The organism is Bacillus sp. FDAARGOS_235 (assembly GCF_002073415.2).
Classification (GTDB): Bacteria; Bacillota; Bacilli; order Bacillales; family Bacillaceae_G; genus Bacillus_A; species Bacillus_A toyonensis.
Genome location: NZ_CP020437.2, coordinates 3999838 through 4021381 on the forward strand (window position 1 = coordinate 3999838; position 21544 = coordinate 4021381).

Sequence of the window (21544 nt, forward strand, 5' to 3'; positions counted from 1 at the left end):
AGGTTGCTTTTGTTTTTTAGAAAAGATTTGATTTCATTTCTAGAATATTAAAAAGATGATACATGTAAAGTACAAAAATGCTAGTTTTAGTGAAAATGTAGCATAAAAAAGATACGTATTAATAAAAAGGATTTGGAATGGCGATGGCGTATTTATTATGTGTGTTTATTGAATTGCTGATCAACGCATTTTAAATCTTCATCAAACTTCTCGTGTGTCCGTTCGATTAATTTATGAAACATATCTCCAACATGTTCTTCTAAAACTAGAATACCTTCTCCTGTAACGCCGCCTTTGACACATACCTTTTCTTGTAAGGTAGGTAATGTGAAAATCTCTTTTTCAAGTAATTTCCCCATTCCAACGACCATTTCACTTACTAAAGTAGTAGCTTCTTCATGTGTAATATTTGTTTTATCTACAGCAGCGTTAATGAAACATTGTAATAAATAACTAAAGAATGCAGGGCCGCAGCTTGCTATATCAGATGAAACGCGCGTTATATCTTCTTCTATTACAAGTGGAGTAGAAATTTTTTTGAATAGCCGAAGTAGTTTTTGTTGCCACTCTTCAGAGCATTTACTTCCAAATGTAAATAATGATGCGCCAGATAGGGCGCGGTTTGTAATGCTCGGAATGATACGTGCGACGTGGCAAGGTACAAGTGTCTCTAATTGTGATGGAGATATTGGACTTGTGATAGAAACTAAGCACTTTTCATCAGAAAAATGTTCAGCATATTTTTGTAGGATAGGGTATATATCTTTTGGTTTAACGCAAATAAAAATAAGTTGTGATTGTTCGAGTACTTCTGGGATTGTTTTGGCTATATGAATAGAAGGGTATTTTTCTTTTATATGATATGCTTTGGCAGGTGTCCGATTAATGATTGTAAGGCACGAAGGTTTGACAGCACGGGTCTCTAAAAATGCATCGATTAGTATGTTCCCCATGTTTCCTGTCCCTATAATTCCTATGTTCAATGTTTCATCCCTCCTTCGTAACAGCTTTCTCCTAAACAATATGAATGATGTTATAAATTTATGATTAGAGGTGTAAAATGATGTGGGATTTTCCGAAAAAATGGTTGGGGTTAGTAGTTATTATTGTAACTGTACTTTTTCTTTTTTTCTGGAAAACAAACCAGCATACAGAGCGATCGGTCATTGCAACGGATGTTCAGGCGAAAGATGTAGAGAAAAAAAGTAAACCGAAAATATTAGATGCAAAGGAACAGAAAAAAATACTAATTGATATGAAAGGGGCCGTTGTTAAAGAGGGGGTGTATGAAATGAAGGAAGGGGACCGGTTCAAGGATGCCGTTGAAAAGGCGGGTGGTTTTTTGCCTGAGGCAGATATAAAGAAGGTGAATTTAGCACAAATTGTACAAGACCAAATGATTCTTTATGTACCCAATAAAAATGAGCAAGTGCAAGATTTGGCTACCTCTTCAAAGGGGGAAGGGAAAGTTCAAATAAATGCAGCTTCTAAAGAGCAACTTGAAAAAATCACAGGCATTGGCTCTCGAAAAGCGGAAAGTATTTTGAAATATCGAGAGGAACATGGTCCGTTTCAGAAAATAGAAGATTTATTAAAGATTGATGGGATTGGTGTGAAGTCTTTGGAAAAAATAAAAGATCAAATTATTATTCCGTAAAAGATTGACGAAGTTTTTCTTCATTCGCTACACTACAAGTAGACAAAAAAGAAGGTGAAAAATATGGAACGAATTTCGTGGGATCAATATTTTATGACGCAAAGTCATTTGTTATCTTTACGTAGTACATGTACAAGACTTGCAGTAGGGGCAACAATCGTTCGTGACAAGCGGATTATTGCTGGCGGCTATAATGGTTCAATTAAAGGTGGGGTGCATTGTATCGATGATGGATGCTATGTCATTGATAATCATTGTGTTCGTACAATTCATGCAGAAATGAATGCTTTATTACAATGTGCCAAGTTTGGTGCGAAAACAGAGGAAGCAGAAATTTACGTTACGCATTTCCCTTGTTTACAATGTTGTAAGGCAATTATTCAAAGTGGTATTACAGCGGTTTATTATGCGCAGGATTATAAAAATCATCCATACGCCATAGAGTTATTTGAACAAGCGAATGTAACAGTGAAGCACGTTCCACTAGAATATGATATTGCTGCATTAGAGGAGCAAAAACGTTATACGGAGTTAAAAGAATTATTTGGGTCTTTCGAAAAAGATAATTTATCAATGGAAGAATTACAGCATGTATTCACGAAAGCAAAAATGATGCTATAAGGAGTGAGTATAAGTTGCATGAACAATGGGGCTATATTGCAATCTCTTTTATAATGGGGATTGCAATCGCCTTTTCCTTGTCATTTTTATGGATTGCTTGTTGTTTCGTTTTATATGTTTTCTTCTGTTTATATCGTACTTCGCGTAAAACCTTCATTTTTTGTATGATAGCGTGTTTTAGTGGTGCTATGTACACTTCGTATGTTCAAGGACAAAATAAGCCTCTAGGGGAGCCCTATGAAGCTACAAGAGGGGTGATACAAAATACACCTCTTATTAATGGGGATCGCCTATCTTTTCAATTTGAAGATCAGAATAAAAATACAGTGCAGTTAAGTTACAAAATGAAATCAGCCTTGGAAAAGAAACAATTACAACAATTATATGCGGGAGTATCCTGTGTATTCAAAGGTGAGAGGAAAGAACCGCAAACTGCTCGGGATTTTCATGGTTTTGATTACCGAGATTATTTATATAAACAAAATATTCATTTTATATTCCATGCTACATATATTTCTGAGTGCCAAAAAACATCATTATCATTTGTGCAATGGATTCTTTTTTATAGGCAGCACATAATCTTTAAAGTTACAGAAATGTTTCCAGAGCAATCAGGTGCTTTTATGAATGCATTATTATTTGGTGACCGACAACAAATGACGTTTGAAGTTGAAGAACAGTATCAGCAATTTGGTCTTGTGCATTTATTGGCGATTTCAGGGTCGCATATTGTTCTGTTAATGGTGATAGTTTACTTTGTTTTACTGAGAAGTGGTGTGACGAAGGAGATGGCGACAGTATTTCTAATTGTTTGTATTCCAGTGTACATGATTATAGCAGGCGCATCACCGTCTGTTATAAGAGCTTCTATAACAGGTGTTTTATTGTTGGTTGCTTTCATTTGTTCTGTTCGCTTATCTAGTTTAGATGCCTTAAGTATAACGGCTATATGTATGCTTATATACGACCCATATCTTGTTTTTAATATAGGATTTCAATTTTCATTTGTAGGTAGTTTCGCTTTAATTTTATCTGCTCCGATACTACTAAGGCATAGTAATGGAATAATTCGAAATGCTATTTATATTTCTATTATCTCGCAGCTCGTTAGTACCCCGATTTTGTTATATCATTTTGGTTATTTTTCTCCATATAGTATTTTCCTCAACCTCATATACGTTCCATTTTTATCTATACTTGTATTACCATGTAGTATTATTATTCTGGTATTTATACCAATTATCCCATTTCTCGCAAAAGGACTTGCAAATATACTGTCAGTAGGTTTAATTATTTCTAATAATTTACTAAGTTATTGTGAAAGCTTACCGTTTCCCCGCCTTGTTTTCGGGCAAACATCTATACTTCTTATAGTTGTATATTGTGTGATGATTGTTAGTATATTGATCGTCTTGGAAAGAGGGCTGCCGAAAAAAATTGTATTCATAGTCATGAGTGGATTTCTTTTTATTAGCACGTGTCATTATGTATACCCGTATTTTCGCGAGAGTGGGAGTGTGACATTTATTGATGTTGGACAAGGTGATGCAATATTAATTCGACTTCCATATGATAAAGGGGTTTATCTTATTGATACAGGTGGAACACTTCGGATAAATAAAGAAGAATGGCAACGGAAAAAGCATGAATTTTCTGTTGGTCACGATATTCTTGTTCCTTTTTTGCAAAAGGAAGGTGTGAAAACAATTGATAAATTAATCATAACGCATGGAGATGCGGATCATATAGGTGCCGCATCAGATTTATTATCGTATATAACTGTAAAAGAAGTTGTATTTGGTCAAAAGAAACAAGAGACAGTATTAGAAAAGGTGTTAAAGAAAAAGGCATTAGAAAAAGAAGTGAAAATAAGTATAGTGGAAGAAGGGGAGTGTTGGAGTATAAATGGAGCGGAATTTTTTATACTAGCTCCGAAAGGGAAAGAAAAAAGTGAAAATAACTCTTCAATTGTAATGTGGGCCAAATTAGGAGGATTAACATGGCTGTTTACAGGTGATTTAGAAGAAGAGGGAGAGGAACTTTTAGCATCGACATATCCATATTTACGGGCGGATGTTTTAAAAGTTGCGCATCATGGGAGTAAAACGTCATCTACAGCACCTTTTTTGAGGCTTATACAGCCTAGTATAGCGATTGTTTCTGTGGGAGAACGGAATAGGTATGGACATCCGGATAAGGAGGTGATAGAGCGTTTTGAGAAGATGGGTACTGAAGTATGGCGAACGGATAAACAAGGTGCTATTTCCTATGTTTTTAAAGGGGAAACCGGAACCTTTAAAAGTAAAATCACATATGATGAAATACATAATAGATGAAAAAGAGAAGACTGCCATGAAATGGCAGCCTTTAAGAACCGATGAATTTAATAACAGTTGCAATAATGAAAAGTGTTGCGAAAAAACCAAATGAGACGATAAATCCTACCCCTGAATCAATAGCGTCATTGCGTTTACTTTGAACATTTTGTTCAAAATCATTCATTTAGAATCCCTCCCCAACATTCCACTTTAGTATAAAATATTGTCAGAAAAAAATCTACAATTTCCATATGAAGAGGAACCGAGTATTTTTACTACTTTCTAGTTCGTTAAGTGACATGAGTTTTTCGTTTCCAAGCATGTTAAGAGTTGGCACTTATACTCGGATTTTTATTGTGAATAATAAAGGGAAGGTGATTACCGCACACCAATAAGAAACCCGGGACTTATTGCGTGGCGTTTAATATAAATAAAGGGGCGGGTTGTAAAGCCTGTTCCTTTGTACTTGTAAAACAAAAGCTAGGGCATTAGTATAAATATATATTGCCAAGTTAGGGAGTAGGAAAAAAGTATGAGTGATATACATAAAAAAATTAATAAGAAGCAGTTTGCTCCGTTATATTTACTGTATGGAACGGAAGCGTTTTTTATAAATGAAACGATAAAGCTTATTACAACAGAAGCACTTGAAGAGGAAGATCGAGAATTTAATGTTGTGACATACGATTTGGAAGAATCCTATTTAGAAGATGTGGTTGAGGATGCGCGTACACTTCCTTTTTTTGGGGAACGGAAAGTACTATTAATGAAATCACCACTTTTTTTAACTTCACAAAAAGAAAAGTTAGAACAAAATATAAAAATTTTAGAAGAATATATTGGTGAACCTTCTCCATTTTCTATTCTTGTTTTTGTTGCGCCTTACGAAAAACTCGATGAACGAAAAAAAATTACAAAACTATTAAAGAAAACAGCGGATGTAGTAGAAGCGAATGCGATGCAAGTGCAAGATGTTCAGAAATGGATTGGTGCTCGTGCTGATGAAGTACATGTGCATATTGATAATGCAGCTGTTAGTTTGTTATTAGAGCTTGTGGGAAGTAATGTAACGATGTTGGCGAAGGAAATGGACAAGTTAACGTTATACGTTGGTATGGGCGGAGAGATTACACCAAAACTTGTTACAGAGCTTGTGCCGAAGTCTGTGGAGCAAAATGTATTTGCTTTGACAGAAAAAGTAGTGAAAAAGGATATTGCGGGTGCAATGCAAATTTTAGATGGATTATTTACGCAGCAGGAAGAACCGATTAAATTGCTTGCGTTATTAGTGAGTCAATTCCGCTTGCTGCATCAAGTGAAAGAGTTGCAACAACGTGGTTACGGACAAAATCAAATCGCGTCTCATATTGGTGTACATCCGTATCGTGTAAAGTTGGCGATGAATCAAACGAAGTTTTTCTCTTTTGAAGAATTAAAAAAAGTTATTATAGAATTAGCGGAAGCTGATTATAGTATGAAGACGGGGAAAATGGATAAGAAACTTGTGCTTGAGTTTTTCCTGCTGCGGCTAAATCATATGTAGTGATACAAAAAAGTTCATGTACTTGTTACGTGAACTTTTTTGTATATAAAAAAACGATCCAAATGGATCGTTTTTTAAACGCCTTACGCGTTTACTTGTTTCGCTAAGCGAGATTTTTGACGAGCTGCAGCGTTTTGGTGGATAAGACCTTTACGAGCTGCTTTGTCAAGTTTTTTAGAAGCAGTTTTGAAAGCTTCTTTAGCATTTTCAAGATCGTTATTAGTAACTAAAGCTTCTACAGTTTTAACAGCAGAACGCATGTCAGACTTGATAGAAGCGTTATGTGCACGACGCTCTTCGCTAAGTTTAGCGCGTTTGATAGCAGATTTGATGTTTGCCATACTTTTCACCTCCCTGGTGCAATCGAATGACTCGATTCTTAACATAGAACAAGTGATATTCTATCAAACGGTGAAGAGAATTGCAATAGTATATCAATGAAATTTCACGTAAAGGAAAGAATGACCTTATATAACTTTGGGAAATCTAACGATATTTACTATGAATTACGGAGGAGATACGATGAAAGAACCATTAGATTTAAGTAAATATAGTGTTAGAACTGACCTTGCTGTAGAAGCGCATCAAATGTTGCAAGAACGCCAAGAAGAACAAGAAGGGGTACAAGGAGTTATTGTAAAAGAGAGGGAAGAAGAGGGTATTACAATTACAAAAGTCACAATTGATGAAGTTGCATCTGAATCGATGGGTAAAAAACCTGGAAATTATTTAACGCTTGAAGTGCAAGGTATACGTCAACAAGATACGGAACTGCAACAAAAGGTAGAGCGTATTTTTGCGAAAGAATTTTCTTATTTCTTAGAAGAGGTTGGCGTTACAAAAGAAGCGAGCTGTTTAATTGTTGGTCTTGGGAATTGGAATGTAACACCGGATGCACTTGGACCGATAGTTGTAGAAAACGTATTGGTAACGAGACATTTGTTTCAATTGCAGCCTGAAAGTATAGAAGAAGGTTTTAGGCCTGTTAGTGCAATTCGTCCGGGAGTAATGGGAATTACAGGAATTGAAACGAGCGATGTTATTTATGGAATCATTGAGAAGACGAAGCCAGACTTTGTAATTGCAATTGATGCGTTAGCTGCACGCTCTATTGAACGTGTAAATAGTACGATACAAATTTCGGATACAGGGATTCATCCTGGATCTGGTGTTGGGAATAAACGTAAGGAGCTAAGTAAAGAAACATTAGGAATCCCTGTTATTGCGATTGGTGTTCCAACTGTAGTAGACGCAGTTTCTATTACGAGTGATACGATCGATTTTATTTTGAAGCACTTTGGAAGAGAGATGAAAGAGGGACATAAGCCGTCACGGTCTTTATTACCAGCGGGATTTTCATTCGGAGAAAAGAAAAAATTAACAGAAGAAGATATGCCGGATGAAAAAAGTAGGAATATGTTTTTAGGTGCTATTGGTACGTTGGAAGAAGAAGAAAAAAGAAAATTGATCTATGAAGTACTGTCTCCTCTCGGTCATAATTTAATGGTGACCCCAAAAGAAGTAGATGCTTTTATAGAGGATATGGCAAATGTAATAGCGAGTGGGTTAAATGCAGCGCTGCATCATCAAATTGACCAAGATAATACAGGAGCATATACACATTGAGGGGGAGAGACGATGATAGTTTAAGTCGTTTTGCACTTCTGTGTATATGTAGTGCAGTTTTATGTTTACTTATGATGATAGCAGGAGTTGCGCTTGCTAATCATGGTTTGAAAAGTATGAAAGGTTATCAGCAGCTGTCGTATGAACAAATAGCTCATATGACAGGGACAGAGGGTGCGAGTGCTGAATCAGAAATTTTGGGAAGTTCGTTTTCAACTATTGAGAAACAAAAACAATTAGAAAGTTTAAGAAGTTTTAATGTCGTAGAAGGAATTGGTATGGCGATAGCAAGTGTTGCTTATGAAATAACAAAGTTTGGAACGGATATAGTTGTTGGGAAAGTGAAAGAGATTTTTAGCTAAGAGTAGCAGGAAGAACGGTTGTCTTATCGTTTTGTACGACAGCCGTTTTTTAATTTGAAAAAGGTTTGTCTCTTATGGTTTGTTCGCATAAGATATAGATAGAATGATTTGTCTTGTAAGCAGCACGAGTTTTCATTGAATCTTTGCTGCTCTATTGATATAATCAGTGCTAGTGTATATTGGCGAGACTATTAGGAGTTGAGAACATAGATGAATAAAGAAGAAAGAGCAAAAAGACAGTCCAAAATTCGTAACTTCTCCATCATTGCTCACATTGACCACGGGAAATCAACGTTGGCAGACCGTATTTTGGAGAAAACAAACGCGTTAACACAGCGCGAAATGAAAGCTCAGTTGCTTGACTCTATGGATTTAGAGCGTGAGCGCGGTATTACAATTAAATTAAATGCAGTACAATTAACGTATAAAGCGAAAGACGGTGAAGAGTATATTCTTCACTTGATCGATACGCCAGGACACGTCGATTTTACGTACGAAGTATCTCGTAGTTTAGCGGCTTGTGAAGGTGCAATTCTTGTTGTTGATGCAGCGCAAGGGATTGAGGCGCAAACATTAGCAAACGTATATTTAGCGCTTGATAATAATTTAGAAATCTTACCAGTTATTAATAAAATCGATTTACCAAGTGCGGATCCAGAACGCGTACGTCAAGAGGTAGAAGATGTAATTGGTTTAGATGCATCGGAAGCTGTACTTGCTTCGGCAAAAGCAGGCATTGGTATTGAGGACATTTTAGAACAAATCGTTGAAAAAGTACCAGCTCCGACGGGTGATTCAGAAGAGCCGTTACAATGTATGATTTTCGATTCCTTATATGATCCATATCGTGGTGTAATTGCATATATCCGTGTTGTAAACGGAACGGTAAAAGTTGGCGATAAAGTACGTATGATGGCAACTGGTAAAGAGTTTGAAGTAACAGAAGTAGGTGTATTTACACCGAAAACAACGCAGCGTGATGAGTTAACTGTAGGTGATGTAGGTTTCTTAGCAGCATCTATTAAAAACGTAGGTGATACACGTGTTGGTGATACGATTACACATGCGAAACGTCTGGCTGCAGAGGCGTTACCAGGTTACCGTAAATTAAACCCGATGGTATTCTGTGGGCTGTATCCAATTGATTCTGCTCGTTATAACGATTTACGTGATGCGTTAGAAAAATTAGAGTTAAACGATTCTGCTCTTGAGTTTGAACCAGAAACATCTCAAGCGCTAGGATTTGGTTTCCGTTGTGGATTCTTAGGTTTACTTCACATGGAAATCATTCAAGAACGTATTGAACGTGAATTTAAGATTGACTTAATTACAACAGCGCCAAGCGTTATTTATAAAGTTTATTTAACAAACGGTGAAGATGTTATTGTTGATAATCCATCTAATATGCCAGATCCACAGTCTATCGATCGTGTAGAAGAGCCGTTTGTTAAAGCTTCAATTATGGTTCCGAATGACTATGTTGGAGCTGTAATGGAAATTTGCCAAGGTAAACGTGGAACGTTTATTGATATGCAATATTTAGATGAAACGCGTGTTACATTAACATATGAAATCCCGTTATCAGAAATCGTATATGACTTCTTCGATCAATTGAAATCAAATACGAAAGGATATGCATCATTTGACTACGAGTTAATTGGTTATAAACCGTCTAAACTTGTGAAAATGGATATTCTTTTAAATAATGAACAAGTGGATGCTTTATCATTCATTGTGCACCGTGATTCAGCGTATGACCGTGGTAAAGTAATCGTAGAGAAATTAAAAGAATTGATTCCAAGACAACAGTTCGAAGTGCCAATTCAAGCTACTATTGGAAACAAGGTTGTAGCACGTTCTACAATTAAGGCGATGCGTAAAAACGTACTTGCAAAATGTTACGGTGGTGACATTTCTCGTAAGCGTAAACTTCTTGATAAGCAAAAAGAAGGTAAAAAACGTATGAAGTCTGTTGGTTCTGTAGAAGTACCGCAAGAGGCATTCATGGCTGTACTGAAAATGGATGACAACTAATATAAAATAAAGAAGGAGTCGTTTATGCGGCTTCTTTTTTTCTGTATCATTACTTTTTAGACATCTTAGTATCTCTCATTTACAATAGTGAGAGAGCTTTTTAGTTCATACAGAGTTAGGAGATTATTAATGTCCGAAAATATTCGAAAAGATATTCAAGAGAAACTACAAAATGGTAATTTTAATTGTGAAAAGGAATTGACGCTTTCTATTATTAGTGGAAAGTGGAAAGTTGTGATACTGTGGCATCTTGGTGTGGAAGGGCCTCATCGTTTTAGCGAATTACAACGGTTATTCCCAAGCATTTCTCATAAAGTTTTGTCGAACCAATTAAAAGAGTTAATGGAAGATGGGATTGTTGATCGAACAGTATATCCCGAAATTCCTCCTCGTGTTGAGTATTATATGACGGAACTAGGCATGTCACTTTTACCAATCGTTGAAATGATGTATGATTGGGGAAAAATGCGAATGGAACAAATCCGTAATACGTTAGAGAAGTAGAGAACCCTCCGGAGTGCGGAGGTTTTCTTTTTAGAAAGGTAGGAGTTATATTTGGTACAAGCTGCATATATTCATATTCCGTTTTGTCAGCATATTTGTCACTATTGTGATTTTAATAAAGTGTTTATTGAACGCCAACCGGTAGATCAATATTTAGAGTACTTAGAGAAAGAAATAATAAATACGGTTCAAAAAGTACCGTTTGATAGTATGAAAACGATTTTTGTTGGTGGAGGAACGCCGACAGCATTAAATATGGAACAGACAAAAAAATTGCTCGATATCATTAATCGTCGTTTGCGTCCATTTGCTCCGAATTGTGAATTAACTTTTGAAGCGAATCCAGGGGACTTACCGAAAGAGAAGTTGAACTTACTGTTAGAAGGTGGCGTGAACAGAATTAGTTTTGGTGTACAAACGTTTCGTGATGAACTGCTTGAGAAAATCGGGCGCAAGCATACGAGGGAGGATGCGTTTGTAGCAATTCGAGAAGCGCAGGAAGTTGGCTTTACAAATATTAATATAGACATAATTTATGCCCTGCCAGGGCAGACGATAGAAGATGTAAAAGAAACGTTAGACATTGCCTTTACGCTCGGTGTGCAACATTTCTCAGCATATTCATTAATTGTGGAACCGAAAACAGTGTTTTATAACTTAATGAATAAAGGGAAATTAAGACTCCCAGGTGAAGACCATGAAGCGAAAATGTACGAAATGGTAATGGATGAAATGGAGAAACACGGTTATAACCAGTATGAAATTAGTAATTTCTCAAAAGGTGACAATAAAAGTAGACATAATCTCACATACTGGAATAATGAAGAGTATTATGGTTTTGGAGCTGGAGCTCATAGTTATGTAAATGGGGAACGTATTCAAAATGTAGGTCCGCTGAAGCAATATTTTAATAAAATTGATGAAACAGGATTTCCTTATTTAGATGTTCATGAAGTGACTGAGAAGGAAAAAATGGAAGAAGAGTTGTTTTTAGGACTTCGAAAAACAAAAGGTGTTTCTAAAATAGCATTCCAAAAGAAATTCAATATAGAGATGGATCAAGTTTTCGCGAAGCAGTTACAAGGCAATCAAGAACAAGGGTTGCTTGAAGAAAGAGATGGATATGTGCGTTTAACACGAAAAGGGAAATTATTAGGGAATGAAGTGTTCCAGTCATTTTTGATTGACTAATTAAATGTTTCATAAACGTGAAAAAAATTCATTATTTCGTGACGTTTCCGTTGACAATTGAATGTCAATTTTGGTAAGTTATTAATAGATTTAGCACTCGAAGACAAAGAGTGCTAACAGAGGTGATGATGAGATGCTTACGGAACGTCAGCTCTTAATTTTACAAACAATTATTGATGACTTTATTGGATCAGCGCAGCCCGTTGGGTCTAGAACGTTGGCTAAAAAAGAAGAAATCACATTTAGTTCAGCTACTATTCGAAATGAAATGGCTGATTTAGAAGAATTAGGTTTTATTGAAAAAACACATAGTTCTTCTGGACGGGTTCCTTCTGAGAAAGGATACCGATTTTATGTAGACCATCTTTTAGCGCCGCAAAACTTACCGAACGATGAAATTGTACAAATTAAAGATTTATTTGCTGAAAGAATTTTTGAAGCAGAAAAAGTTGCACAGCAATCTGCTCAAATTTTATCAGAGCTTACGAGCTATACGGCGATTGTTCTAGGGCCTAAGTTAAGCACAAATAAACTTAAAAACGTACAAATTGTGCCGCTTGATCGTCAAACAGCAGTCGCTATTATTGTAACGGATACAGGGCATGTACAAAGTAAAACGATTACCGTTCCGGAATCTGTTGATTTATCAGATTTAGAAAAAATGGTTAACATTTTAAATGAAAAGCTATCTGGTGTACCGATGGCAGAACTTCATAATAAAATCTTTAAAGAGATTGTTACAGTTTTACGTGGGTATGTTCATAATTACGATAGTGCGATAAAAATGTTAGATGGTACATTTCAAGTTCCGTTATCGGAAAAGATATACTTTGGAGGGAAAGCGAATATGCTTTCGCAACCGGAGTTCCATGACATTCATAAAGTAAGATCTTTGCTGACGATGATTGATAATGAGGCTGCGTTTTATGACATTTTGCGTCATAAACAAGTCGGAATTCAAGTGAAAATTGGTAGAGAAAATTCTTCTACGGCAATGGAGGATTGCAGTTTGATTTCTGCAACGTATTCGATTGGAGAAGAGCAACTTGGAACAATTGCAATTTTAGGTCCGACGAGAATGCAATACTCTCGTGTAATTAGTTTACTGCAGTTATTTACAAGACAGTTTACAGACGGACTTAAAAAGTAAATGGGAGTAATACATTCGCTCAAGTGATGAAATTTTCATTGCTGTGTGTAATATATAATGCTTAGGTAATCATGCTAAGCATGATACCTAATACCTTTTAAGGAGGTGAAAATTGTGGAAGAGCGTAACGAACAAGTGGTAGAAGAAGTGAAAGAAGCGCAAGTTGAAGAAGCTGTCACGCCAGAAAACAGTGAAAAAACTGTAGAAGAAAAAAGTGAGGCTGCTCTTTTACAAGAAAAAGTAGATGAGTTACAAGCGAAACTAACGGAAACGGAAGGTCGCACATTACGTCTACAAGCTGATTTTGAAAATTATAAGCGCCGTGTCCAAATAGATAAACAGGCTGCTGACAAATATAGAGCACAAAGTCTAGTTTCAGATATTTTGCCAGCTCTTGATAATTTTGAAAGAGCGATGCAAGTGGAAGCGACTGACGAGCAAACGAAATCCTTGTTACAAGGTATGGAAATGGTGCATCGTCAATTGCTAGAAGCGTTGACTAAAGAAGGTGTGGAAGCGATTGAAGCTGTTGGTAAACAGTTTGATCCGAATGAACACCAAGCTATTATGCAAGTGGAAGACAGTGAATTTGAATCAAACGCGGTAGTTGAAGAATTCCAAAAAGGTTATAAACTAAAAGACCGTGTGATTCGCCCATCAATGGTAAAAGTAAATCAATAATTTACATAAAAGTAGGAGGATTCGCCATGAGTAAAATTATCGGTATTGACTTAGGTACAACAAACTCTTGTGTAGCTGTTATGGAAGGTGGAGAACCAAAGGTTATCCCAAATCCAGAAGGAAACCGTACAACACCTTCTGTTGTAGCTTTCAAAAATGAAGAGCGTCAAGTTGGGGAAGTTGCGAAGCGTCAAGCAATTACAAACCCAAATACAATCATGTCTGTTAAACGTCATATGGGTACAGACTACAAAGTAGAAGTTGAAGGTAAAGATTTTACACCTCAAGAAATTTCTGCAATCATTTTACAAAACTTAAAAGCTTCTGCTGAAGCATACTTAGGTGAAACAGTAACGAAAGCTGTTATTACAGTACCTGCATACTTCAACGATGCAGAGCGTCAAGCAACGAAAGATGCTGGTCGTATCGCTGGTTTAGAAGTTGAGCGTATCATTAACGAACCAACAGCAGCAGCACTTGCTTACGGTTTAGAAAAACAAGATGAAGAGCAAAAAATCTTAGTATATGACTTAGGTGGCGGTACATTTGACGTATCTATCCTTGAGTTAGCAGACGGCACATTCGAAGTTATTTCAACTGCTGGTGACAACCGCCTTGGTGGAGATGACTTTGACCAAGTTATCATCGATCACTTAGTAGCTGAATTCAAAAAAGAAAATAACATTGATTTAAGCCAAGATAAAATGGCACTTCAACGTTTGAAAGATGCAGCTGAAAAAGCGAAAAAAGATCTTTCAGGTGTAACACAAACACAAATTTCATTACCATTCATTAGTGCTGGAGCTGCTGGCCCATTACACTTAGAATTAACGTTAACAAGAGCGAAATTCGAAGAGATTTCAGCAGGTCTTGTTGAAAGAACGTTAGAGCCAACTCGTCGTGCATTAAAAGACGCTGGCTTTGCTCCAAGTGAATTAGATAAAGTTATCCTTGTTGGTGGATCTACTCGTATCCCAGCTGTTCAAGAAGCTATTAAACGTGAAACTGGTAAAGAGCCATACAAAGGCGTAAACCCTGATGAAGTTGTAGCATTAGGTGCTGCGGTTCAAGGTGGCGTACTTACTGGTGATGTAGAAGGCGTACTATTATTAGACGTAACTCCACTTTCTTTAGGTATTGAAACTATGGGTGGTGTGTTCACGAAATTAATCGAGCGTAACACTACAATTCCAACAAGTAAGTCACAAGTATTCTCAACAGCTGCTGATAACCAACCGGCAGTAGACATTCATGTACTACAAGGTGAGCGTCCAATGTCAGCTGACAACAAAACATTAGGTCGTTTCCAATTAACGGATCTTCCACCAGCACCACGTGGTATTCCACAAATCGAAGTAACATTCGATATTGATGCGAACGGTATCGTTAACGTACGTGCAAAAGACTTAGGAACAAGCAAAGAGCAAGCTATTACAATTCAATCTTCTTCAGGTCTTTCTGATGAAGAAGTAGATCGTATGGTACAAGAAGCAGAAGCAAATGCTGACGCTGACCAAAAACGTAAGGAAGAAGTTGAACTTCGTAATGAAGCTGACCAACTTGTATTCCAAACAGATAAAGTTGTAAAAGATTTAGAAGGTAAAGTAGATGCGGCTGAGGTTGCAAAAGCGACAGAAGCGAAAGAAGCGTTGCAAGCGGCAATTGAGAAAAACGATCTTGATGAAATCCGTGCGAAAAAAGATGCTTTACAAGAAATCGTACAACAATTAAGCGTTAAATTATACGAGCAAGCTCAAGCAGCTGCAGGGCAAGCAGAAGGTGCACAAGGAGCACAAGACGCTGGCGCGAAAAAAGATAATGTAGTAGACGCTGAATTTGAAGAAGTAAAAGAAGACAAGTAATTTAAGTACAAACATAATAAGTAAGATGACAAAAAGTCAAAGTCAAGCGTGCCTTGGCTTTGGCTTTTTTCATAAATGAGGAGAAATGTGTGAGGATCTTAAGTTTTTTACCTTGCATACTGTAAGTGAGGAAACTTTGTTGCAAAGCACTTTCTTTCGGTGTTAAAATTACGTTTATGTGAAAGATTCGGGGGTTGCAAATTTATGAGTAAACGAGACTATTATGAGGTCCTTGGACTTAGCCAGGGCGCTTCAAAAGATGAAATTAAAAAAGCGTATCGTCGTTTGGCTAAAAAATACCATCCAGACGTGAGTAAAGAAGAAAATGCAATTGAAAAGTTTAAAGAAGTACAAGAGGCATACGAAGTGTTGAGCGATGATCAAAAGCGTGCGCAGTACGATCAATTTGGTCATGCTGGTGCAAATCAAGGCTTCGGTGGCGGAGGAGACTTCGGCGGTGGCTTCGGTTTTGAAGATATCTTTAGTTCGTTCTTTGGCGGCGGTGGCGGCAGACGTCGTGATCCAAATGCTCCGCGCCAAGGTGCTGACTTACAATATCAAGTCACTTTAGACTTTGAAGAAGCTATTTTTGGTAAAGAGTTAAACGTTGAAATTCCAGTAGAAGATCCATGTGATACTTGTAAAGGTAGCGGGGCAAAACCAGGAACTTCAAAAGAAACATGTAAACATTGTTCAGGATCAGGTCAAGTAAGTGTAGAACAAAATACACCGTTTGGTCGTATTGTAAACCGTCAAGCTTGTGGTCATTGTTCAGGAACTGGTCAAATGATTAAAGAAAAATGTACGACATGTCATGGTTCAGGTAAAGTACGTAAGCGTAAAAAAATTAACGTTAAGATTCCAGCTGGTATTGATAATGGCCAACAAATTCGTGTATCTGGAAAAGGTGAAGCGGGCGTAAATGGTGGACCGGCAGGAGATTTATATGTAGTTGTTCATGTAAGAAATCATGAATTCTTCGAGCGTGAAGGTGATCATATTATTTGCGAAATGCCATTAACATTTGCGCAAATGGCACTTGGTGCTGAAGTAGAAGTTCCTACTGTTCATGGGAAAGTGAAGCTGAAAATTCCAGCAGGAACACAAACAGGAACAGAATTCCGCTTAAAAGGAAAAGGTGCTCCAAACGTACGTGGATACGGTCAAGGAGATCAATATGTAGTCGTTCGTGTTGTTGTACCAACAAAATTAAATTCACATCAAAAAGATTTATTACGTGAATTTGCAGGGCAAGAAGAGCAGGATGATAGTTTATTCGGAAAGCTTAAACGTGCTTTCAAAGGGGAATAATGGAAATAAAAAATGGAGTTGGTAAATTGTGAAATGGTCAGAAGTTAGTATTCATACAACAGAAGAAGCAGTAGAAGCTGTCTCTCATATTTTACATGAAGCTGGTGCTAGTGGAGTTGCGATTGAGGATCCAGCAGAGTTGACGAAAGAGCGCGAGCAACAATATGGTGAAATTTATGCATTGAACCCAGATGAATACCCGGCAGAGGGTGTATTAGTAAAAGCATATTTCCCACAAACGGATTCTTTACAGGAAACGATTGCGGGTGTAAAATCATCTATTGATGTGCTTCCATCTTACGACATTGAAATTGGTACTGGAAATATTACCATTAACGAAGTCAATGAAGAAGATTGGGCTACTGCTTGGAAAAAGTATTACCATCCAGTACAAATTTCTGATACATTCACAATCGTACCGACATGGGAAGAATACACACCATCTTCTCCAGATGAAAAAATCATTGAATTAGACCCGGGTATGGCGTTTGGTACAGGAACTCATCCAACAACAACGATGTGTATTCGTGCTTTAGAAAAAACAGTTCAATCAGGTGATACTGTCATTGATGTAGGAACGGGTTCAGGTGTACTTAGTATTGCAGCGGCAAAATTAGGTGCGTCTTCTGTTCAAGCATACGATTTAGATCCAGTTGCAGTGGAAAGTGCGGAAATGAATGTACGTTTAAATAAAACAGATGATATCGTATCTGTTGGACAAAATAGTCTTTTAGAAGGTATTGAAGGACCTGTTGATTTAATCGTAGCGAATTTATTAGCAGAAATTATTCTTCTATTCCCTGAAGATGCAGCACGAGTTGTAAAATCAGGTGGATTATTCATTACATCTGGTATTATTGCAGCGAAAGAAAAAGTAATTTCTGAGGCGTTAGAAAAAGCTGGATTTACAATTGAAGAAGTATTACGAATGGATGATTGGGTAGCAATTATTGCACGAAATGCGTAATATAGATTTTAGTTTATAATGAAAAGGGGAGTCTCTCACTATAAGGTGAGGGACTTGCCGTTTGTTATATGAAAAATGATAACGTTTCGTTCTTTTCGTAAGTGTTGACTTACGAAAGGAACGAAACTCTACTAAGGTGATTATATGCAACGTTATTTTGTAGAAGAAAAATATGTAAGTGAAGCAAAGATTCGCATTGTAGGTGATGATGTACATCATATTGCGAGAGTAATGCGTATGTCAGCTGGTGATCACATTTATTGCTGTGTAAACGGAAAAACAGCAGTATGTTCAATTGATGAAATTACCAGTGAATTTGTTGAGACAGCTATTGTAGAATGGGTAGAGGCATCGAGTGAACTTCCTGTGTTCGTGACGATTGCAAGTGGACTGCCAAAAGGAGACAAGCTAGAGTTAATTTTTCAAAAAGGAACCGAGCTTGGGGCAGCCGCATTTTTACCATTTCAAGCATCTCGCTCTATCGTAAAATGGGATGCGAAAAAAGCTGATAAAAAAGTTGAGCGTTTAAGAAAAATTGTGAAAGAAGCTGCGGAACAATCGCATAGAAGTGAAGTTCCAGAAGTACATGCTCCAGCATCGTTTAAGCAATTGCTTTCAATGAGTGGTGAGTATGATGTTTGTCTTGTTGCGTATGAAGAAGTAGCAAAACAAGGCGAGAAATCTAATTTTGCGAAAGCTTTAACGACAATGAAACCAGGTCAAAAGCTATTAATTGTATTTGGCCCAGAAGGCGGTTTAGCTGAGGAAGAGATTACAGCGCTTCGTGAACATAAATTTGTACTATGTAGTTTAGGACCAAGGATTTTAAGAACGGAAACGGCACCGCTTTATGCGTTAAGTGCTGCTTCTTATCATTTTGAATTGATGGGGTGATGATCAATGTCAACTGTTGCGTTCCACACGTTAGGTTGTAAAGTAAACCACTATGAAACAGAAGCTATTTGGCAATTGTTTAAACAAGGTGGTTATGAAAGAACTGAATATGAAAAGAAATCTGATGTATATGTTATTAATACATGTACAGTAACAAATACTGGAGATAAAAAAAGCCGTCAAGTAATTAGACGTGCTGTGCGTCAAAATCCAGATGCGGTTATTTGTGTAACGGGATGTTATGCGCAAACATCTCCAGCTGAAATTATGGCAATTCCAGGTGTAGATATTGTAGTTGGTACACAAGATCGTGAAAAGATGTTAGGATACATCGAAGAATTCCGTAAAGAGCGTCAACCAATTAATGCTGTCCGTAACATTATGAAAACACGTGTATACGAAGAACTTGATGTACCATATTTCACGGATCGTACACGTGCTTCATTAAAAATACAAGAAGGTTGTAATAACTTCTGTACGTTCTGTATTATTCCTTGGGCGCGTGGTTTAATGCGTTCTCGTGATGGAAAAGAAGTTATTAAACAAGCGCAGCAATTAGTGGATGCAGGCTATAAAGAAATCGTATTAACTGGTATTCATACAGGTGGATACGGTGAAGATATTAAAGATTATAACTTAGCTGGATTACTTCGTGATATGGAAGCAGAAGTAGGTGGATTAAAACGTCTTCGTATTTCTTCTATTGAAGCGAGTCAAATTTCAGATGAAGTAATAGAAGTGTTAGACAAATCTGAAGTAGTTGTACGCCACTTGCACATTCCGTTGCAATCAGGATCTAATACTGTATTAAAACGTATGCGTCGTAAGTATACGATGGAATTTTTCCAAGAGCGTTTAGATCGTTTGAAAGAAGCGTTACCAGGTCTTGCGATTACATCAGACGTAATTGTTGGCTTCCCAGGTGAAACAGAAGAAGAATTTATGGAAACGTACAATTTCATTAAAGAGAATCGCTTCTCTGAGTTACACGTATTCCCTTATTCAAAACGTACGGGAACACCTGCAGCGCGTATGGAAGATCAAGTTCCTGAAGATGTGAAGAACGATCGTGTTCACCGTTTAATTGAACTATCTAATCAATTAGCGAAAGAGTATGCTTCACGGTTTGAAGGAGAAGTGCTTGAAATTATCCCGGAAGAGCAATTTAAAGATGGCGACCGTGAAGGGTTATATGTAGGTTATACAGATAACTATTTGAAAATTGTCTTTGAAGGGTCAGAAGAATTAATTGGTAAGCTAGTGAAAGTGAAAATTACGAAAGCTGGTTATCCATATAACGAAGCGCAATTTGTTCGTGTTATTGAAGATGATGTGAAAAAAGAATCAGCGAGCGCGTAAAAAAAGCATGCAAACGGAAACGGTTTGCATGCTTTCTTTTTTCATGGAAAAGTTAAGTGTTGAAAAGGTGCAATGATAAAAATATAGTTGTTTTCAGTGGAAAAGGATGATAGCTATTTGCATAGCTTTAAAAAAGGAAGAGCATCTATTCCTCTTTTATTCTGTCAAATAGTTGACCTGAAGTGATAAAATGTATTATAATCGTAAAAGACATGCTGAAGAAGTGTTTCTTTTTGCATGCTGAAGTTAGTATGTAAGTGTGATGTTTCGGAGGGAGGGAAAGAGAATGTCAAAAACAGTCGTTCGTAAAAACGAGTCTTTGGAGGATGCACTTCGCCGTTTTAAAAGATCGGTTTCTAAAACTGGTACACTTGCTGAAGCAAGAAAGCGCGAGTTTTATGAAAAACCAAGTGTAAAACGTAAGAAGAAATCTGAAGCGGCAAGAAAGCGTAAATTCTAAGAGAGGGTGTAAGTTATGAGTCTTCTCGGTCGTTTAAACGATGATATGAAACAAGCGATGAAGAATAAACAAAAAGAAAAATTAACCGTTATTCGTATGGTTAAGGCTGCTTTACAAAATGAAGGTATTAAACTGCAACATACTCTTACTGAAGAAGAGGAATTAACAGTTTTAGCTCGTGAAGTAAAACAGTATAAGGACTCCCTCCTTGAATTTAAAAAAGCTGGTCGTGAAGACCTTGTTGATAAACTGCAAAGTGAAATTCAGATTTTAAGCGCATATTTGCCGGAGCAATTAACTGAAGAAGACCTGATTGATGTAATCAAGCAAGTTATTTCTGAAGTTGGTGCGACATCAAAAGCAGATATGGGTAAGGTGATGACTGCTGTTATGCCGAAAGTAAAAGGTAAAACAGACGGATCACTTGTGAATAAGCTGGTTATCCAGCTATTAGCATAAAAAAACGTCTCATTTCGTATGAGACGTTTTTTTATGCTTTTTTTCAGTTTGGACGTGATATTACAAGCTCTTTTTTCATACATATGGGATGAGAGGAGGTCTTTTAAGATGAAAAAATTAGAACAAATGAAGAATTGGTTAACGAAGCAAATAGACCTGCCAGTGGATGTGCTAATGGATCTACCTCGGATCACGCTTGTTGGGCAAGTGCATATCTATATAGAAAATCATCAAGGTTTATTAGTGTTTTCAGATAAAGAAGTAAGATTGTTGCTAAAACATGGTCAATTATTAATTAAGGGGCAATCCTTCGTTATTAAAACAATCCTTCCAGAGGAGCTTTTGCTTGAAGGGATCATTGAGCAAGTGATGTTTTTAGAAAGTGAAAAGCAAAAGGAGTGAGGGAAACTTCCGTATGTGAAGTTTTTCTTCTTTATTCTCGTGATTCGACCTTACTATTCAGTTATCTCGCTATTTATGGGCAGTAAAACTCTTTATTTCATTTTCGTACGAGCTATTTTGCTAATTAAAGTGAAAAGTAGTAT

General features: G+C 37.0%; 22 protein-coding genes. 19 read left to right on the forward strand and 3 right to left on the reverse strand.

The features are described from left to right. Nucleotides 1-155: 155 nt before the first annotated feature. Complete coding sequence (comER, locus tag A6J74_RS22835) at nt 156-983, reverse strand: late competence protein ComER (RefSeq protein WP_001020544.1); 828 nt, start codon at nt 981-983, stop codon at nt 156-158. A gap of 77 nt (nt 984-1060) precedes the next feature. Between comER and A6J74_RS22840 the strand changes: the two genes are divergently transcribed. The 3 genes from A6J74_RS22840 (at nt 1061) to A6J74_RS22850 (ending at nt 4614) form a co-directional block, all read left to right on the forward strand. After that, nucleotides 1061-1657 (forward strand): helix-hairpin-helix domain-containing protein, encoded by a 597-nt coding sequence (locus A6J74_RS22840; RefSeq protein ID WP_000989947.1) that lies wholly within the window; start codon nt 1061-1063, stop codon nt 1655-1657. 63 nt (nt 1658-1720) lie between these two features. Continuing rightward, nucleotides 1721-2278, forward strand: a complete 558-nt coding sequence (locus A6J74_RS22845) for a ComE operon protein 2 (RefSeq protein WP_000439776.1) — start codon at nt 1721-1723, stop codon at nt 2276-2278. 14 nt (nt 2279-2292) lie between these two features. Next, the gene (locus A6J74_RS22850) at nt 2293-4614 is read left to right on the forward strand and encodes a DNA internalization-related competence protein ComEC/Rec2 (RefSeq protein WP_105299445.1); all 2322 of its coding nucleotides are present in this window, start codon (nt 2293-2295) and stop codon (nt 4612-4614) included. 31 nt (nt 4615-4645) lie between these two features. Here A6J74_RS22850 and A6J74_RS22855 read toward each other — a convergent pair whose 3' ends face one another. Continuing rightward, nucleotides 4646-4780, reverse strand: a complete 135-nt coding sequence (locus A6J74_RS22855) for a YqzM family protein (protein WP_000997609.1) — start codon at nt 4778-4780, stop codon at nt 4646-4648. A gap of 348 nt (nt 4781-5128) precedes the next feature. On the opposite strand from A6J74_RS22855, the gene holA reads away from it, so the two are divergent. Further along, nucleotides 5129-6139: a DNA polymerase III subunit delta gene (gene holA, locus A6J74_RS22860; protein WP_001279936.1), complete on the forward strand. Its 1011-nt coding sequence runs from the start codon at nt 5129-5131 to the stop codon at nt 6137-6139. An 83-nt stretch (nt 6140-6222) separates the two neighbouring features. Here holA and rpsT read toward each other — a convergent pair whose 3' ends face one another. Beyond that, a complete protein-coding gene (gene rpsT, locus A6J74_RS22865) occupies nt 6223-6480 on the reverse strand; it encodes a 30S ribosomal protein S20 (protein WP_001274011.1) in 258 nt (85 codons plus the stop codon). Nucleotides 6481-6661: 181 nt separating this feature from the next. Between rpsT and gpr the strand changes: the two genes are divergently transcribed. The 15 genes from gpr to yqfC all read left to right on the forward strand — a co-directional run bounded on the left by gpr (nt 6662) and on the right by yqfC (nt 21401). Next, nucleotides 6662-7765, forward strand: coding sequence for a GPR endopeptidase (gene gpr, locus A6J74_RS22870; protein ID WP_000662628.1), 1104 nt, complete (start codon nt 6662-6664; stop codon nt 7763-7765). After that, nucleotides 7762-8127, forward strand: a complete 366-nt coding sequence (locus A6J74_RS22875; protein ID WP_001214892.1) for a YqxA family protein — start codon at nt 7762-7764, stop codon at nt 8125-8127. The genes gpr and A6J74_RS22875 overlap by 4 nt, the downstream gene beginning before the upstream one ends. Nucleotides 8128-8337: 210 nt before the next feature. Beyond that, nucleotides 8338-10161 (forward strand): elongation factor 4, encoded by a 1824-nt coding sequence (lepA, locus tag A6J74_RS22880; RefSeq protein ID WP_001030959.1) that lies wholly within the window; start codon nt 8338-8340, stop codon nt 10159-10161. Nucleotides 10162-10290: 129 nt separating this feature from the next. Further along, nucleotides 10291-10665: a winged helix-turn-helix transcriptional regulator gene (locus tag A6J74_RS22885; protein ID WP_001293547.1), complete on the forward strand. Its 375-nt coding sequence runs from the start codon at nt 10291-10293 to the stop codon at nt 10663-10665. Between the two features lie 51 nt (nt 10666-10716). Continuing rightward, nucleotides 10717-11856 (forward strand): radical SAM family heme chaperone HemW, encoded by a 1140-nt coding sequence (hemW, locus tag A6J74_RS22890; RefSeq protein ID WP_000249444.1) that lies wholly within the window; start codon nt 10717-10719, stop codon nt 11854-11856. A 133-nt stretch (nt 11857-11989) separates the two neighbouring features. Next, complete coding sequence (gene hrcA / locus A6J74_RS22895; protein ID WP_000954961.1) at nt 11990-13006, forward strand: heat-inducible transcriptional repressor HrcA; 1017 nt, start codon at nt 11990-11992, stop codon at nt 13004-13006. A gap of 114 nt (nt 13007-13120) precedes the next feature. Further along, nucleotides 13121-13687 carry a nucleotide exchange factor GrpE gene (gene grpE / locus A6J74_RS22900; protein WP_000392713.1) on the forward strand — a complete coding sequence of 189 codons (567 nt, stop codon included), beginning with the start codon at nt 13121-13123 and terminating at the stop codon, nt 13685-13687. 26 nt (nt 13688-13713) lie between these two features. Continuing rightward, on the forward strand, nt 13714-15549 hold the full coding sequence (gene dnaK, locus A6J74_RS22905) for a chaperone protein DnaK (protein ID WP_000034693.1): 1836 nt from the start codon (nt 13714-13716) through the stop codon (nt 15547-15549). A gap of 204 nt (nt 15550-15753) precedes the next feature. Continuing rightward, nucleotides 15754-16860 (forward strand): chaperone protein DnaJ, encoded by a 1107-nt coding sequence (gene dnaJ, locus A6J74_RS22910; protein ID WP_000043956.1) that lies wholly within the window; start codon nt 15754-15756, stop codon nt 16858-16860. Between the two features lie 28 nt (nt 16861-16888). Then, a complete protein-coding gene (gene prmA / locus A6J74_RS22915) occupies nt 16889-17827 on the forward strand; it encodes a 50S ribosomal protein L11 methyltransferase (RefSeq protein ID WP_000872124.1) in 939 nt (312 codons plus the stop codon). Nucleotides 17828-17971: 144 nt separating this feature from the next. Next, on the forward strand, nt 17972-18721 hold the full coding sequence (locus tag A6J74_RS22920; RefSeq protein WP_001190170.1) for a 16S rRNA (uracil(1498)-N(3))-methyltransferase: 750 nt from the start codon (nt 17972-17974) through the stop codon (nt 18719-18721). A gap of 6 nt (nt 18722-18727) precedes the next feature. After that, complete coding sequence (mtaB, locus tag A6J74_RS22925) at nt 18728-20080, forward strand: tRNA (N(6)-L-threonylcarbamoyladenosine(37)-C(2))-methylthiotransferase MtaB (protein ID WP_000108699.1); 1353 nt, start codon at nt 18728-18730, stop codon at nt 20078-20080. A gap of 286 nt (nt 20081-20366) precedes the next feature. Then, nucleotides 20367-20540 (forward strand): 30S ribosomal protein S21, encoded by a 174-nt coding sequence (gene rpsU / locus A6J74_RS22930; protein ID WP_000048061.1) that lies wholly within the window; start codon nt 20367-20369, stop codon nt 20538-20540. A 15-nt stretch (nt 20541-20555) separates the two neighbouring features. After that, nucleotides 20556-20999 (forward strand): GatB/YqeY domain-containing protein, encoded by a 444-nt coding sequence (locus A6J74_RS22935; RefSeq protein ID WP_000054576.1) that lies wholly within the window; start codon nt 20556-20558, stop codon nt 20997-20999. A gap of 108 nt (nt 21000-21107) precedes the next feature. Further along, complete coding sequence (gene yqfC / locus A6J74_RS22940; RefSeq protein WP_000732262.1) at nt 21108-21401, forward strand: sporulation protein YqfC; 294 nt, start codon at nt 21108-21110, stop codon at nt 21399-21401. Nucleotides 21402-21544: the final 143 nt, after the last annotated feature.